Source organism: Nocardia canadensis, assembly GCF_032656385.1.
Lineage (GTDB): Bacteria > Actinomycetota > Actinomycetes > Mycobacteriales > Mycobacteriaceae > Nocardia > Nocardia canadensis.
Map to the genome: position 1 here is coordinate 83802 of NZ_JAVCWB010000006.1, position 16035 is coordinate 99836.

Annotated in this window: 13 protein-coding genes; 9 read left to right on the forward strand and 4 right to left on the reverse strand. The window is 70.4% G+C overall.

All coding sequences use genetic code 11. From position 1 onward, the window contains the following. Positions 1-7 precede the first annotated feature (7 nt). The 3 genes from Q7X29_RS12955 to Q7X29_RS12965 are packed head-to-tail and all read left to right on the forward strand — an operon-like array spanning position 8 to position 3776. Positions 8-1786, forward strand: a complete 1779-nt coding sequence (locus Q7X29_RS12955; RefSeq protein ID WP_316574172.1) for an N-acyl-D-amino-acid deacylase family protein — start codon at positions 8-10, stop codon at positions 1784-1786. Then, positions 1783-2673, forward strand: coding sequence for a metal-dependent hydrolase (locus tag Q7X29_RS12960; RefSeq protein WP_316574173.1), 891 nt, complete (start codon positions 1783-1785; stop codon positions 2671-2673). The genes Q7X29_RS12955 and Q7X29_RS12960 overlap by 4 nt, the downstream gene beginning before the upstream one ends. Then, on the forward strand, positions 2670-3776 hold the full coding sequence (locus tag Q7X29_RS12965) for a PDR/VanB family oxidoreductase (protein WP_316574174.1): 1107 nt from the start codon (positions 2670-2672) through the stop codon (positions 3774-3776). The genes Q7X29_RS12960 and Q7X29_RS12965 overlap by 4 nt, the downstream gene beginning before the upstream one ends. On the opposite strand, the gene Q7X29_RS12970 is transcribed toward Q7X29_RS12965, so the two are convergent. Next, positions 3738-4355, reverse strand: coding sequence for a TetR/AcrR family transcriptional regulator (locus Q7X29_RS12970; RefSeq protein ID WP_449411942.1), 618 nt, complete (start codon positions 4353-4355; stop codon positions 3738-3740). The two genes, Q7X29_RS12965 and Q7X29_RS12970, sit on opposite strands and share 39 nt — an antisense overlap. A 130-nt stretch (positions 4356-4485) precedes the next feature. On the opposite strand from Q7X29_RS12970, the gene Q7X29_RS12975 reads away from it, so the two are divergent. Next, positions 4486-6957 carry a molybdopterin-dependent oxidoreductase gene (locus Q7X29_RS12975; RefSeq protein WP_316574175.1) on the forward strand — a complete coding sequence of 824 codons (2472 nt, stop codon included), beginning with the start codon at positions 4486-4488 and terminating at the stop codon, positions 6955-6957. Positions 6958-6965: 8 nt separating this feature from the next. On the opposite strand, the gene Q7X29_RS12980 is transcribed toward Q7X29_RS12975, so the two are convergent. After that, positions 6966-8165 carry a PucR family transcriptional regulator gene (locus Q7X29_RS12980; RefSeq protein ID WP_316574176.1) on the reverse strand — a complete coding sequence of 400 codons (1200 nt, stop codon included), beginning with the start codon at positions 8163-8165 and terminating at the stop codon, positions 6966-6968. Between the two features lie 107 nt (positions 8166-8272). On the opposite strand from Q7X29_RS12980, the gene Q7X29_RS12985 reads away from it, so the two are divergent. Further along, positions 8273-9748 (forward strand): long-chain-fatty-acid--CoA ligase, encoded by a 1476-nt coding sequence (locus Q7X29_RS12985; RefSeq protein WP_316574177.1) that lies wholly within the window; start codon positions 8273-8275, stop codon positions 9746-9748. 47 nt (positions 9749-9795) lie between these two features. Beyond that, entirely contained in the window at positions 9796-10641 is an 846-nt protein-coding gene (locus Q7X29_RS12990; RefSeq protein ID WP_218721004.1) for an alpha/beta fold hydrolase, read from the forward strand. Here Q7X29_RS12990 and Q7X29_RS12995 read toward each other — a convergent pair. Then, a complete protein-coding gene (locus Q7X29_RS12995; RefSeq protein WP_316574178.1) occupies positions 10638-11450 on the reverse strand; it encodes an SAM-dependent methyltransferase in 813 nt (270 codons plus the stop codon). The genes Q7X29_RS12990 and Q7X29_RS12995 overlap by 4 nt on opposite strands. A gap of 96 nt (positions 11451-11546) precedes the next feature. On the opposite strand from Q7X29_RS12995, the gene Q7X29_RS13000 reads away from it, so the two are divergent. Together Q7X29_RS13000 and Q7X29_RS13005 are read left to right on the forward strand one after the other, a co-directional pair. After that, complete coding sequence (locus Q7X29_RS13000) at positions 11547-12725, forward strand: cytochrome P450 (RefSeq protein ID WP_316574179.1); 1179 nt, start codon at positions 11547-11549, stop codon at positions 12723-12725. A 217-nt stretch (positions 12726-12942) separates the two neighbouring features. Next, entirely contained in the window at positions 12943-13368 is a 426-nt protein-coding gene (locus tag Q7X29_RS13005; protein ID WP_316574180.1) for a hypothetical protein, read from the forward strand. A 1-nt stretch (position 13369) separates the two neighbouring features. On the opposite strand, the gene Q7X29_RS13010 is transcribed toward Q7X29_RS13005, so the two are convergent. Continuing rightward, on the reverse strand, positions 13370-13783 hold the full coding sequence (locus tag Q7X29_RS13010) for a hypothetical protein (protein WP_218721007.1): 414 nt from the start codon (positions 13781-13783) through the stop codon (positions 13370-13372). 253 nt (positions 13784-14036) lie between these two features. Here Q7X29_RS13010 and Q7X29_RS13015 point away from each other — a divergent pair, with 253 nt between their 5' ends. Next, positions 14037-16019 carry a trypsin-like serine peptidase gene (locus tag Q7X29_RS13015; RefSeq protein WP_316574181.1) on the forward strand — a complete coding sequence of 661 codons (1983 nt, stop codon included), beginning with the start codon at positions 14037-14039 and terminating at the stop codon, positions 16017-16019. The last annotated feature ends 16 nt before the right edge of the window (positions 16020-16035 follow it).

The following is a 16035-nucleotide window of genomic DNA, read 5'->3' on the forward strand; positions in this document are numbered from 1 at the left end:
TTCTCCCATGACCGATTTCGATCTCGTCATCACCGGCGGCACCTGGTTCGACGGCACCGGAGCGCCCGCGCGACGGCGCCACCTCGGCATCACCGGCGGTGTGGTGCGGCGGGTGTCGGCCGAGCCGCTGCCCGTCGGCCCCGGCACCGAGGTGATCGACGCCGACGGCAAATGGGTCCTGCCCGGCTTCGTCGACGTGCACACCCACTACGACGCCGAGGTGCTGATCAAGCCGGAACTGTCGGAGTCGCTGCGCCACGGTGTCACCACCGTCGTCATCGGCAACTGCTCGCTGTCGACGGTGCTGGCCTCCAACACCGACTGCGCCGACATCTTCAGCCGGGTCGAGGCCGTGCCGCGCGATGCGGTCTACGACACCCTCGACCGCGTCCGGACCTGGTCGGGTCCGGCCGAATACGCCAAGGCGATCGACGAACTGCCGCTCGGGCCGAATATCGCGGCGTTCCTGGGACATTCGGATCTGCGCACCCATGTGCTCGGGCTCGGTCGCGCCGTCACCCGCGACACCGAACCGACCGCCGCCGAGATCGAGCGGATGCAGGAACTGCTCGGCGAGGCGATCGCGGCAGGCTTCCTCGGTCTGTCGTCGATGTCGAACCCGCTCGACAAGATCGACGGCGACGAGTACCGCTCGCGCTCGCTGCCCTCGACCTACGCGCGCGGCAAGGAGGTGCGCGCGCTCAATCGGGTGCTGCGCCGCCACCGCCGCATCCTGCAGAGCGCGCCGACGGTGAGCCTGCGCCCGAACATCGCCAAGTTCTTCCTGGCCAGCGCGGGAATCGGCCGTCGCCCGCTGCGTACCTCGCTGCTCTCGGCCGCCGACTCCAAGGCCTATCCGCCGCTGGTGTGGTTCATGCTCGCGGTCGCGCCGCTGCTGAACCGCTTCGCACGCACCGACTTCCGCTGGCAGCACCTGCCGGTGCCGTTCACGGTGTACGCCGACGGCATCGATCTGGTGGTCTTCGAGGAGTTCGGCGCCGGCGCGGCCGCGCTGCACCTGAAGGACCAGGTCGAGCGCAACGCGCTGCTGCGCGAGGAGTCCTACCGGCGCTGGTTCCGCCGCCAGTACGACAACAAGTTCACCCCGCGCATCTGGCACCGCGACTTCTTCGACGCCGAGATCATCGCCTGCCCCGACGCCTCGGTAGTCGGCAAGTCGATCGGCCGGGTCGGCAAGGACCGTGGCCTGCATCCGGTCGACGCCTACCTCGACCTGGTCGTCGAACACGGCTCGGCGCTGCGCTGGCGCACCACCATCGCCAACGACCGGCCCGGCTACCTGAACAAGCTCGCCGCCAGTAGCGGCGTGCAGATGGGCTTCGGCGACGCGGGCGCGCACCTGCGCAACATGGCCTTCTACAACTATCCGCTGCGCCTGCTCGAACGCGTGCTGCGCGCGCAGGAAGCGGGCACGCCGTTCCTGAGTGTGGAGCGGGCCGTGCACCGGCTCACCGGTGAACTGGCCGACTGGTTCCGCATCGATGCCGGTCACCTGCGCGAAGGCGACCGCGCCGACCTGCTCGTCCTCGATCCCGCCGGTCTCGACGCCCGGGTGCACGAGCTGCACGAGGCGCCGCTGCCGGAATTCGGGCTGGACCGCATGGTCAACCGCAACGACGACGCCGTCGTGGCCACCGTCGTCGGCGGCAAGCGGGTGTTCGCGCGCGGCGCGCTCGCCGACGGGCTCGGCACCGCCTGGGGCACCGGCAGTTTCCTGCGCGCCGGCGCCGCTGCCCGCACCCCGTCCTCGGAGGAGTACCGATGAAGTCGACTCGCCGCCGCCGGACCCCGGCCCCGCACGTCGCGCTGCACGCGCGCGACGTGCGGTTCGACTGGACCGATACCGCCCTGCGGTGGATGCCGGACGAACCGGTCGCCTCGCACGTCGTCAACTCGCTGAATCTGCTGCTGCCCGAAGGGGAGCGGATGTTCTGCGCGGCCTACACCGAGGCGCTGCCGTATGTGAAGGACGCCAAGCTGCGTGAGGACATGCTCGGCTTCATCGGCCAGGAGTCGATGCACGCCGAGACCCACCAGAAGGTGCTGGCCGGGGTGCTGGCCGCGCACGGCATCGACACCGCGCCGTATGTGCGGCAGATGGAATTCGTCTTCCGCAACACCCTCGGCGCCCGGGACGCGGGCACCGCCGCGACCGAGGTGCGGATGGTGGAGCGGCTGACCTTCATCGCCAGCCTCGAGCACTTCTTCGCCTGGCTCGGCGACTGGATCCTCAACGCCGACTTGGAGAAACATCACGCCGATCCGCGCATGCTCGACCTGTTCCGCTGGCACGGCGCCGAAGAGGTCGAACACCGCAACGTCGCCCACGATGTGGCGATCTACTTCGGCGCGGGCTACCTGCGGCGCGCGGTGATGATGATGATCGTCATCCCGATCCTGCTCGTGCTGATCCTGCGCGGCACCCGCTACCTGATCAACCAGGACCCCGGCATGCCGAACATCGGCTATCCGATGCTGCTGTGGCGGATCCTCGGCGCGATGCGGCGCGGGGCGCTGCCGCGCCTGCGCGCGCTCGCGATCAGCGCGCTGTCGACGTTCAACCCGCGCTACTCGCCGAACACTGTCGGGTCGACCGAGCAGGCGATCGCGTATCTGGCCAAGTCGCCCGCGGCGAGGGCGGCACACCGGTGACCCGGCCCGACGTCCCCGCCACGCTGCCGCCGGACCTCTACGGCAAGCACGCCCACGATCCGACCACACGAGTGATCGACCGGATCGCCACCGCGAAGGTGGGCCTGTCGACGCTGATCAACCGGGGCAGGCTCGAATCCGGGGTGGACGACCGGCGCTTGCCGGTGCGGGTGACCGAGCGGACGATCGTCGCGGCCGACGCCGACGTGGTGAGCCTGCGCCTCGAGTCACCGTCGGGGCGCGCCCTGCCGCGCTGGCAGCCGGGCGCGCACATCGACCTGGAACTGCCCTCGGGACGCGTCCGGCAGTACTCGCTGTGTGGCGATCCGGCCGACCGGGGCGGCTACCGGATCGCGGTGCGCCGCATCCCCGCCGGTGGTGGCGGGTCGATCGAGGTGCACGACGCGCTGCCGGTCGGCGCGGAACTGACGGTGCGCGGTCCGCGCAACGCCTTCCCGTTCGCCCCGCCCGGGCGCGGATCCACCGCGCGCCGACTGCATTTCGTGGCGGGCGGCATCGGCATCACCCCGATCCTGACCATGGCCAGGGCCGCCGACCGGCTCGGCGTGCCGTGGACGATGCTCTACTGCGGCCGCACCCGCGCGACCCTGCCGTTCCTCGACGAGATCGCCGAGTTCGGTGACCGTGTCACGGTGCGCACCGATGCCGAGCACGGCGTCCCCACCGCCGCGGAACTGCTCGCCGGCGTCGACGGCGACAGCGCGGTCTACTGCTGCGGACCGACCGTGATGACCGCGGCCCTGCTGAACGCGGTCAGACAGCACGACGGCGTCGAATTCCATTCGGAGCGTTTCTCGCCCGCGCCTGTCGTGGACGGCAGGCCGTTCGCCGTGCGGCTGGCGGGCAGCGGCGAAGTCGTCGACGTGGGTGCCGAGGAGACCATGCTCGCCGCCCTTCTGCGCGCCCGGCCCGATCAGCCCTATTCCTGCCGTCAGGGCTTCTGCCGGACCTGTGTGGTCCGGGTGGTGGCCGGAGACCCCGACCATCGCGACACCGTGCTCACCGACGCCGAGCGCGCCGAGGGCAAGACTCTCGCGTGTGTATCACGGTGCGACGGGGGAACTCTCGTCCTCGACCTGTGAGAGCGCGTGGCCGGTGGCGGCGCCGAGCATGGTCTCGAGCTCGGCGACGACCTCGTCGAGCGGCTCGGTGGAGCGGTCGACCCGGCAGAGGATGACCGCGCCCTCCACGGCCGCGATCGCCATCGTGGCCAGGCGGCTCGCGCGCGCAGGCTCGACGCCGTCCGCGGCGAGGGCCGCGTCCAGCGCGCGATGCCAGCGGCGCAGGATCTCGGCGATCTCCGGGCGCAGATGCCGGTCGTCGGAGGAGCCGCCCACCGCCACGGAGACCACTGGGCAGCCCGCCTCGAAATCGGAGGCCGCCAGGATCGAGGTCCAGAACTCGCTGATGCTGCGCAGGGCCGTGCGCGATCCGCGCGCCGCCGCCTGATCGATGATCGTGCCGATCGTGTCACCGGCGAGCGCGAGCGACTCGGTCATGATCTGGGCCCGGCCGCCGGGGAAGTGGTGATACACCGACCCGCGCGGCGCGCCGCTGCGGGCCAGCACGGCATCGACGGTCACCCCGGCCGCACCGCGTTCACGCAGCAGTTCCACGGCGCTGTAGAGCATCTTCTGCCGGGTGTTGGTGCGGGCTCCCACGGGTGCGGTCTCCTTCGGCGATCTCGGGTCGGGCAACTGTCATGGTAAGCGCCCCACCGCTATGTTATGTTGCATAGCATACTACTCGGGTGTGACGGCGACCTCTGTCACCGCGGCGAAGGATGTCCCCATGGTGGAAACGCAGCCGAAGGCGACCGCGTGCGTCCTGTGTGAATGCAACTGCGGCATCACCGTCGAACTGGACGGGCGCAGGCTGACGAAGATCCGCGGCGACAAGACCCACCCGGCGTCGGCGGGCTACACCTGCGAGAAGGCGATGCGCCTCGACCTGTACCAGAACGGCCCCCATCGCCTGACCACCCCGCTGAAGCGGCAGGCCGACGGCAGCTACCGCGAGATCGATTGGGACACCGCGCTCGACGAGATCGCCGCGCGGCTGGCCGCACTGCGCGACGAGCACGGTGGCGACACGATCTTCTTCTACGGCGGCGGGGGACAGGGCAATCACCTGGGCTCGGCCAACGCGCTCGCGCTGCGGGGCGCGCTCGGGTCGGGGTATCACTCGAATGCGCTGGCGCAGGAGAAGACCGGCGAGATCTGGGTCGACGGACGTCTCTACGGCGGCCACACCAAAGGCGATTTCGAGCATGCCGAGGTGCTGGTCTTCGTCGGCAAGAATCCCTGGCAGTCGCACAGTTTCCCGCGGGCACGGCCGATCCTCAAGCAGGTCGCGGGCGACCCGGCGCGGTCGATGGTGGTGATCGACCCGCGGGTCAGCGAGACCGCCGCCATGGCCGACTTCCACCTGCGGGTGGCCCCCGGTCGTGATGCCTGGCTGATGGCGGCGCTGGTCGCGGTGATCATCCAGGAGGATCTGGTCGACGCCGAGTTCGTCGCCGCGCACACCGCCGGGTACGACGAAGTCCGGGCGGCGTTCCTGGACATCGACATTCCCGCCTTCGCCACCATCAGCGGCGTCGAGGTCGACCGGATCAGGGCCGCCGCCCGCCGGATCGCGACCGCGTCGAGCGTGTGCGTCTACGAGGATCTCGGCATCCAGCAGGCGCCCAACTCCACCCTGGTCTCCTACCTGAACAAGCTGCTGTGGATCGTCACCGGCAATTTCGGGCGGCCCGGGACGATGTTCCTGCACTCGTCGTTCGCGCTGCTGGCCGGCGGCTCGGGGACGCCGTCGCGCCCACGCAAGCCGCCGAGCGCGCTGGACAAGCTGCGCAAGAAGGCGACGGCCCGCGCGGTCACCGCGGTCGCGGCCACGGTCGGGACGACGCTGCCCGCGCTGGCCCGGGTCGGTGCGCTGCGACCCGGCGTCGAGGCGGGCGCGTCCGCGCTGCTCGACGCCGTGGTGCCGCTGGCGGGTGGCCTGCTCGCCGGAGGTGGTGGCGGCGGCGGTGGCAACCGGGTCACACCCGTCACCGGGGCGAAGATCATCGGCGGGCTGGTGCCGTGCAACTCGATCGCCGACGAGATCCTCACCGAGCACCCGAAACGGTTCCGCGCCTTGTGGATCGACTCGTCGAACCCGGCGCATTCGCTGCCGGACTCGCGGCGTTTCCGGGACGCGATGCGAGCCACCGAGCTCTCCGTCGTGATCGACGTGGCGTTCACCGAGACGGCCAGGCAGGCCGACTACGTGCTGCCCGCCGCGAGCCAGTTCGAGAAGCCCGAGGCCACGTTCTTCAATTTCGAGTTCCCGCGCAACGTCTTCCACCTGCGCAAGCCGCTGCTGGAACCACTCGCGGGCACGCTGCCCGAGCCGGAGATCTACGCGCGGCTGCTGCGCCGGCTGCGGGTGGTCGACGACGCGACCATCACCCGGCTGCGGCGGGCGGCCGAGACCGGCCGCGCCACCTTCGGCGCGAGTTTCCTGGCGACCGTCGCCGCCGACCCCGCGCTGGGCAAGGTCGTGCCGTTCCTGCTCTACGAAACGCTCGGGGCCACCCTCGATCCCGCGGTGCGCGGCGCCGCGGTGCTGTGGGGAGTGAGCCAGCTGTGCGCGCTGTCGAATCCGAAGGCCGTCGGCCGCGCCGGGTTCACCGGCGGCGGCCTCACGCCGGGGAACGAGCTGTTCGACACGATCCTGGCATCGCCGTCGGGGGTGGTGTTCACCGAGGACACCTGGGACGACGTGTGGCACTACGTCAAACGCGAGGATCGCCGGTTCACCCTCGACGTCGACACCCTGCTCGACCAGGTCCGCGCGCTGCCCACCGCGCGGACAGCGTGGACCACACCGGAATTCCCGCTGGTCCTCGCCGCGGGCGAACGCCGGTCCTTCACCGCGAACACCATCTTGCGCAACCCGGACTGGCGCCGCCGCGACCGCGAGGGGCACCTGCGCGTCAGTGCCGACGACGCCGCCGCGGCCGGCGTGTCCGACGGAGATCGGGCCCGGCTGGTCACCGAGACCGGAACGGCCACCGTGACCGTCGAGATCAGCGACATGATGCGCGCGGGCAATATCGCGCTGCCCAACGGGCACGGTCTGGACTTCCCCGCCGGCGACGGCACCACGACCAGCGCGGGGGTGTCACCGAACGAATTGACCAGCACCGCCCACAAGGACGCCTTCGCCGGCACGCCGTGGCACAAGCACGTGCCCGCGCGCCTGGAAGCGCTGTAGCGCGCGGCTCAGCGCTGCGCGCGCACCGTCGCCAGGACCTGCCATGCCTGCAGTGCCGCACCGAGATCGCGGACGGCGGCGGGATCGGCGAGGGATCGGCCGGTGAGCTTCTCGACGCGCCGCAGACGATAGCGCACCGTATTGGCGTGCAGATAGAGCCGTTCGCCGGTCCTGGTCGCGGAACCGCCTGCGGCGAACCAGTTTTCGAGGGTCTCGAGCAGTCGGCCGCGTTCGTCGTTGGGAAGGGCCAGCACCTCGCGCAGGCGCATGTCGACCATATGCGCGGCCTCCACCGGCGCGGCCGCGACCACCATGCCCAGCGGATTGTCGTCGAACCGGGCGACACCGGACGCGCGATCGGCGAGGCCGACCAGCGCCAAGCGCGCGAAGTGCCACGCCTGCGGGGTCTCGGTGAGCGATTCGTACGGTGGGCTCATACCGATGCGGGCCCGGTGTTTGCGCAGGGCGGCCAGCGCGGCAGGCTCGCGGTCGGCGGGCAGTGCCAGTACGCCGATCTGCTGATCGGGCTGCAGCCGCCAGGCCGAGGTGATCCGGGCGTGGCGCAGGGTCGACTCGATGCCGGGCAGCGCCTCCCGGCCCGCCGCGCTGACCTCCGCGGCCACCACGACGTAGCGGCCGCGCGGCGGCAGGCCCAGGATGCGGGTCGCCTCGCCGAGCGTGGCCGGATCGGCGATGACGCCGGTGAACAGTGCCTCCACCAGTACCGAGCGCTCGTGCTCGCGTTGCAGCATGAGCTCCGAGCTCCTCTCCCGGTACGCGGCGGCGACGGCGACGGAGTACTCCCCGGCCAGCGCCCACACCTCGGCGCCCAGATCGACCAGCACCGCGTCGGTGACCGCCGGATGCCGCCTGGCCTCGGCGACCAGCTCCGACCACAGGAATTCGAACCCGATCCGGAACGCGTGCAGGGTCTCGGCCAGCGGCACCCCCTGCTGGGCGCGCAGCCTGCCCGTCTCCTTCGGCGGCTCGGGATCCACCGGCTCGTCGGTGGTGAAGTGCTGCACCATCAGCGTCAGATTGCGGGTGCAGGAGGTGTGGATGGTCGCGAACGGCACCAGGTTCTCGTCGCGGTAGGTGTCGAGTTCGGCGACGAAGCGCCGGGCCAGCTGCAGCCCGAGATCGTCGATACGCGCGAGCAGTGCCGCGGCGACGTCGACGATCGGGCCCGGAGGCGAGATTCGAACCATTTCCGCAGCTTACCGGGGGTGTGATTGTTCCCGCGGACAACGGTGTCGCGGCGATGTTGTCCGGCGATCCATGGGATCGGCGTCACAGCGGTGCGACGATTTTTCGCATGCCGACGCCCGCTCTGAGCGAGAACCTGCTGCGCTGCGCGCACCGCTATCCGACCCGTCCCGCGCTGCGCGCCGGCGCGACCGTGCTCACCTACGACGAACTCGCCGAACGCACCGCCCTGGTGGCCGCGTTCCTGCGCGATCGCGGCATCGCCTCGGGGGATCGGGTGGCGCTGATGCTGCCGAACGTGCCGGAGTTCGTCGTGCTGTACTACGGCATCCTGCGCGCCGGCGCGGTCGTCGTGCCGATGAACCCGCTGCTGAAGGCGCGCGAAGTCGCCTATTACCTGCGGGATTCGGCCGCGGTGCTGCTGCTGGACTGGGCCGGCGGTCCGGGGGAGGGGCCGCAGGGGGCGCGCGAGGCGCAGACGGCGGTGCTCACCATCGACACCGACGGCCTGGCCGAACTGCTCGCCGGGCACGCCCCCGACCGCGACGATCGCCCGGTCGCCGCCGACGACCCCGCGGTGATCCTCTACACCTCCGGCACCACCGGGACGCCCAAGGGCGCCGCGCTGTCGCACGCCGGGTTGATCCACAACGCCGACGTCTATGCCGTGACCGTGCTCGACATCGGCGCCGACGACGTGATCCTCGGGTGTCTGCCGCTGTTCCACACCTTCGGCCAGACCTGCGCGATGAACACCGCGATCCGCAGCGGCGCCTGCCTGACGCTGGTGCCGCGCTTCGAGCCCGGCGCGGTCTTCGAGGCGATCGCCCGCGACGGCGTCACCGTCTTCGCCGGTGTGCCGACGATGTATTCGGCGCTGCTGCACGATGCCGGAGCCGCCGCGGCGGACGTGTCGACCCTGCGCCGCTGCGTCTCCGGTGGCGCCTCGTTGCCGATGGAACTGCTGCACGCCTTCGAAAAGCGTTTCGGCTGTGTGATTCTCGAAGGCTACGGGCTGTCGGAGACGAGTCCGGTCGTCGCGTTCAACCACGCGGGGCGGGTGCGCAAGCCGGGATCGATCGGTACGCCGATCCGCGATGTTGAGGTCGAGCTCGTCGATCGGATCGACGGGGTCGGGGAGATCGCGGTGCGCGGCCCGAACGTGATGCTCGGCTACTGGGGCCGCCCCGCCGACACCGCCGCCGCGATTCCCGACGGATGGTTCCGCACCGGTGACCTCGCCCGCCGCGACGACGACGGCTACCTCTACATCGTCGACCGCAAGAAGGACATGATCATTCGCGGCGGCTACAACGTCTATCCGCGCGAGATCGAAGAGGTGCTCTACGAGCATCCCGAGATCACCCAGGCGGCGGTGATCGGCATCGCCGACGCGCATCTGGGCGAGGAGATCGTGGCCGCGGTCGCCTTGTGCGAGGGCGCGACCAGCACCGGCGCGCAGATCCAGGAGTTCGTCCGGGTCCGGGTCGCCGCCTACAAGTACCCGCGCCAGGTGTGGCTGCTCGACGCGCTGCCCACCGGGCCGACCGGCAAGATCCTCAAACGCGCCATCGCCCGGCCGTGAAACCCGCTCCCGCACCACATTTCCCGCACATCACACAGGAGTGATCCATGTTCACCTACACCAGCAGCGACGGCACGACCATCCACGTCCGCTCCTGGCTGCCCGCCGGGGACGACGTCACCGGCGTGGTCCAGATCGCGCACGGCATGGGCGAGTACGCCGCGCGTTACAGCCATCTCGCCGAGCGTCTCGCCGGGCTCGGCTACGCGGTCTACGCCGCCGACCACCGCGGACACGGCCACAGCATGACCGGGGTGCCCGGTGACCTGGGCGACAACGGCTGGAACCTGCTCGTCGAGGACATGGCCGCGCTGACCACGATCCTGCGCGAGACCCATCCCGGGCGCCGCGTGGTGCTGTTCGGGCACAGCCTCGGTTCGTTCGCGGTCCAGCAGTATCTGCTCGATCACGACGCGCTCGTCGACGCCGCCGTCCTGTGCGGCACCACCGCGGTCGACGAGCTGTTCATCGAGATCGCCGCCGCCGACGGCGATCTGCTCGGCCTGTTCAACCGGGAATTCCAGCCCGTGCGCACCACCGCCGACTGGCTCAGCCGCGACGAGGCCCAGGTCGACGCCTACCTGGCCCACCCGTGGTGCGGATTCGAAATCGACGCGGCGAACATGGCGCTGCTGGCCAGGGCGGGCACCGAACGGCTGGCCCGGCCGCGCGGCATCAGGACCGACCTGCCGCTGTATGTCATGGTCGGTGACCGCGATCCGCTCACCGTCGGTGCGCGACTGAGTGCTCTGCAGGTCGAGCGGTATCGCGACGCGGGGCTCACCGACGTCACCTATCGCGTCTATCCGAACGCCCGCCACGAGATCCTCAACGAGATCAACCGCGACGAGGTGGAGAACGAACTCCTCGCGTGGATCTCGCGCGCCAGCTAGGGGATCCGGGCCATCCCGCACAGCATCGAGACCGCTTCCTTGCGCGGGTGCGGGCGCCATTCGGTGGGCCGCCAGTCGATCACCGAGGTGATGCCCGGTGAGACGAGCTCGAGGCCGTCGAAGAAACGGGTGAACTCGGCGGTCGAGCGGAGCCGGAACGGGACGCCGCTGCGCTCGTTGGCGGCGACGTTCGCCGCGAGGTCCTCGGGAGACAGGTGGTCGTCGGTGGCGTGGGTCATGGTGAGGTAGCTGCCCGAGGGCAGGGCCGCGCAGAGTTCGCGCACGATCTCGTAGGGGTGCATCTCGTCGGTGAGGAAGTGCAGCACCGCGCAGAGCATGAGGGCCACCGGCCGGTCGAGGTCGAGGGTGCCGTGTAGAGCCGGATGCTCGAGGATCGAGGCGGGGTCGCGCAGGTCGGCGTCGATGTAGGCGGTCGCGCCACTCGGGGAGCTGTCGAGCAGGTCGCGGGCGTGGTAGAGGACGATCGGGTCGTTGTCGACGTAGACGACGCGGGCTTCCGGGGCGATCTCCTGGGCGAGTTCGTGGACATTGCCCGCGGTCGGCAGTCCGGTGCCGATGTCGAGGAACTGGCGGATGCCCACCGTCTCCACGAGGTAGGGAATCGCGCGACGAAGGAAACTGCGGTTCTCCAGGACGGCGAAATGGATGGAGGGGAACGCCTCGGCGACGGCGTCGGCCGACTTGCGGTCCGCTTCGAAATGGGCGCTGCCGCCCAGCCAGTAGTCGTACCGGCGGGCAGGGTGCGGTTTGGTGACGTCCACCCGGTCGGCAGCGGCCTCGAAGTCCACGGCGCACTTCCCTTCTCTCGACTACGGTCGTCCCTGTCAGCCCGACTCGAGACCGGTGGTGGCGTGGCTGGTCCCGCCGCCGCGAAAGGCACGGCCATGCCCCTGCAGTTCAGCCCCTACGACTTCGCTGTCCATGCCGATCCGTATCCGTACTATGCCAGGTTGCGCAGTGAGTCCCCCGTCTACCGCAACGACACCGACGACTTCTGGGCCCTGTCGCGGCACGCCGACGTCCGGGCGGCGTTGCGCGATTCGGAGCGGTTCTCGAGCGCCAACGGCCTGCGGATGGAGCCGGCGTTCTGGGGACCGCAGGCGGAGAAGTTCTTCTCGTTCGTGGCGATGGACCCGCCCAAGCACACCCGGATGCGCGAACTCGTCGTCCGGGCGTTCACCCAGCGCCGGGTGCAGAGCCTCGAGCCGCGCCTGCGCGAGATCGCCCGGCGCACCCTGCGGCCGCTGCTCGAGCGCGGCAGCTTCGACCTGATCGCCGACTTCGCCGGTCCCTTCCCGACCGACGTCATCTCCGAACTGGTCGGTGTGCCGGAACAGGATCGGGAACTGCTGCGCAAGCTCGGCATGGAGATCATGTACACCGACGCCGAGTCGACCGATCTACGGCCGGAGGCGATGGCCGCGATCGGGGCGCTGGTCGGGTACTACACGGAGCTGACCATCGCGCGCAGTCAGCAGCGCGGCGACGATCTGCTCTCGGGTCTGCTCGACGCCGCCGACGGCGACGACCGGCTCACGCCCGAGGAGATCGTCGGGGTGCTGATCCTGCTCGTCGGGGCGGGCATCGAGACGGTCATGCTGACCCTCGGCAACGCCTGGCACAGCGCCGCGCTGCACCCCGATCAGCGCCGCGCCGCCTTCGACGGCCGCGTCGACGACTGGATCGCGGAGTCCATGCGCTACGACCCGGCCACCCAGGCCCAGTTGCGCACCACCACGACGCCGATCGAGCTGCACGGCGTCGAGATCCCGGCCCAGGCCCGCATCCTGCTGCTGACCGGCTCGGCGCATCGCGACGAGGCGGTCTTCGAAAACCCCGACAGCTTCGATCTGGACCGCGATACCAGCGCCTCGCTCGCCTTCGGCGCGGGCCGCCACCACTGCCTGGGCATGAACCTGGCCCAGCTGGAGCTGCGGGTGGCGCTGCAGGAGATCGTCGCCGCGGTGGCCGACTACGAGATCGACACCGACAACCTGGTGCGCATCCACTCGTCGAACAACCGGGGCTTCGCCGCGCTGCCGACCACCGTCACGCTGCGCTGATCCCGCGTCCGGTCGCCGTGCCGCCGGTGCGGCGACCGGATCGTACCGGTGATCCCATGCCCGGTCCCGCGGTTGTGTGATTGGTCCCAATATCGGGGTGGGGTGGTTGCGCCGTGCCGCGAAGACGTCGATGGTGAGTACCTGGGAAGACCAGTCTCACACACCAGTCGGTCGGATTCTGTGGGCCGAGTCGGTAGGAATCGACATCGGAGTCGGTATGAATGCTGTGTTCGAGTGTCATCACGGATGGGTCGTCGACATCGTCGACGACGACGCGCGCGACCCGATCGGCTGGCGCGCGCAGTGTTCCTGCGGCCGATGGCGTGGGCGGCCCTGGCGGCGCTCGGCGCATCCGCTCGGCCACGCGCCCGCCGATCGCCGCCTGCACAGCCCGTCCGGCAGGCTCGACCCCACCCTGACCCGGCTCGTCCTCGACGACTGGGAGTGCCATCAGTTCGAGATGCGGGCGCTGATGCCGGTGCGGCTGGCGTTCCAGGACTCGGAGTCCGCGCGTCAGCGGCTCGTCGAGGCCGTGCGCTTCGTCCGCGCGACGGGCGCGTCCTGGGAGTCGATCGGGCACGTGCTCGGCACCGATTCCGCGGAGCTCGCCGAGCAGTGGTTCGGCACCGGCGCCGCGGTCTGAGTCAGAATCCGGCCAGACCGGAGGCGAGATCGCTGATGTCGAGCGTGGCCAGCACCTGGTCACGGACATCCGGGCAACGCTGGATGGTGACGGTGTCGATCGCGCCGCGGTTGAGCGTGATCGCGGTGTTGATGGCGCCGTTGCGCAACGCCCAGTTGTGCACGGTGCCGTTGTAGGACACCCGGGCGACGGCGGTGCCCTGCTGCCGCCAGTTGTCGATCTCGGCGCGCAGCATGTCGCACAGCTGATCGGCGGCAGCGGTGCCGATCTCCGGTATCTGGGTGGGGGTGGGGCGGGTCGGATCGGACGGTTCGGTACTGGTGCCGCACCCGGCGAGCGCGGCCGCGGCGAGAACCGCGACAACGATGCCGGTGCGCCGCCGGGACCGTCGTCCGCACGATGCGCTGGTGGTCATGAGAACTCCCTGATCGTGACGATCCGGATGCACGTCGGGCGCCCACGCTGGGCCGGGCGACATGCCGCGCGGCCTACTCTCGAAGTATGGTCGCCCGCGTCCGCAGGATCAACGGATTCGTGGTGCGGCCGCCTTGCTCCTCCCGGTGGGCGCGGTAGGCCGAAAATCGAGTGGTCGGCTACTCGTGTCCGGCACCGGATCACCAGCCCACGCTGAGGGAACCAGCTGCATCCTTCTCCGGGCGAGGTGACCCATGGATACCGAAAGCGACACCCGCACCGCCGCATGGCGCGAGCAGATGAACGCCGCGTCGCGGCGGTTCGCCGACAGCGCGACCGAGCGCGACGAGGTGACCCGCAAACGCGAGGCGTCCGAATCCGATGTCGTCGACACCGAGGAACAGATCCTCGCCCGCGCCGACCGGCTGCTGGGCAATGGCGAGGTGCCCGCCCAGGCGGTCATCGAGCTGGGCAGGCAGGACCCGCTCGACAGCATCGGCTCACTGGAACGGGTCATCGGCTTCGCCAACGAACTGCAGGCCGTCAACTTCCTGACCCGCGGCACCCGCGCGGCCGCCGCCGTCGCCCGGATCTCGCTGTCCGACCACGGCCGCCGGGTGCCGATCGGCACCGGGTCGCTGGTCTCGCCGCAGCTGCTGCTCACCAATAATCATGTGCTGCCCAGCGTCGATGTCGCCGAATCGGTGATCATCGAATTCGCGGCGGAAGCCGGTATCGACAATGTGCCGACCCAGACGGTGCGCTTCGATCTCGCGCCGGGCGACTTCTTCGTCACCGACCGGCACCTGGACTACACCCTCGTGCGAGTGGCGCCCGGTGCCGACGGCACGGCCCCGGGGAACACCTTCGGCTGGAACCCGCTGATCGCCAAGCCGGGCAAGATCGTCATCGGGGAGGCGATGAACGTCGTCGGTCATCCGCTGGGCAGGCTCAAGGAGATCTCGATCCGCGACAACCGGCTCGATCTGCAGCTCGACGACTTCCTGCACTACACCTCCGACACCGAGCCGGGGAACTCCGGGTCGCCGGTCTTCAACGATCAATGGGAGATCGTCGCCCTGCACCACGCCGGCGTGCCCGAGAAGGACGACAAGGGCCGGGTACTGCGCAAGGACGGCAAGCCGTGGCAGGGCGGCGACGGTGACGACGCCATCCGCTGGGTCGCCAACGAAGGCATCCGCGTGAGTGTGCTGCTGCGCGATCTCGGCTCCCGCACCTTCGATCCCGGGCAGCGCGCGCTGCTCGACGAACTCGGCCCCGCCGCATGCCTGGCGGCCGACGCCGTGGTCGTCGACCCGACAGCCGCCGCGCCACCACCGGATTCGGTGGCGGAGACGATCGTGCGCGGTCCGCACGGCAGGCCGAGCGCGTTCGGTGGCAACCGCAGCGTCGTGTTCCTGCACGGTCGCAGGCAGGAGGGCCGCGACCCGGCCGAGCTGCGCCGCAGCTGGACCGCGGGCCTGAACAAGGGCCTCACTCTCGCGGACCTGAGCCCGATCGATCCCGCCGACGTCCACTTCCCCTTCTACGGTGACCAGCTCGTCGCGAGCCTGGGCGCCCGCGAAGCGGCCGTGGCGACCGGATCGGAGCTCTACGAGAGCCTGGTCGCCGAGACCGCCCAGCGCCTCGGCATGCCGACCGCCGCGCAGGCAGGCGACCCGATGGCCCAGGAGGGCTTCGGGTTCGGTTCGGTCGTCCTCGGCCGGGTGCGCGACCAGCTCGGCTGGATCGCCGCGCGCAGTGGCCTGGACTCGCTGCTCATCGGGGCGATCTTCCAGGACGTCGCGGCCTATCTCGACGACGAGAGGGTCCGCAAGGGAGTACTCGACACCGTGCTCGCCGACATGCCGACCAGCGGTGAACTCGTGCTGGTCAGCCACAGTCTGGGCACGGTGGTGGCGATGGATCTGCTCACCCAGCTGCCCAGGGAGCTGACCGTGCGCCTGCTCGTCACCGCGGGCAGTCCGCTGGGCCTGGACGGGGTCTACGGCAAGCTGCTCACCGGCGGGCCGCACCGGCCGGACCGGATCGGCGACTGGCTCAACACCTGGTACGCCGGCGACCCGATCGCCATCGGCTGCCCGCTGCGCCAGGCATGGGGACCCGACCTGCTCGATCTGCCCGTCGAGAACCCCAAGGAGCGGGCGCACGATATCGCCGAGTACCTCGCGCACCCGGCGGTCGCGGCCACGATCGGGCGCATGCTGACCGACTGAGCACCGGCGCGGCGGG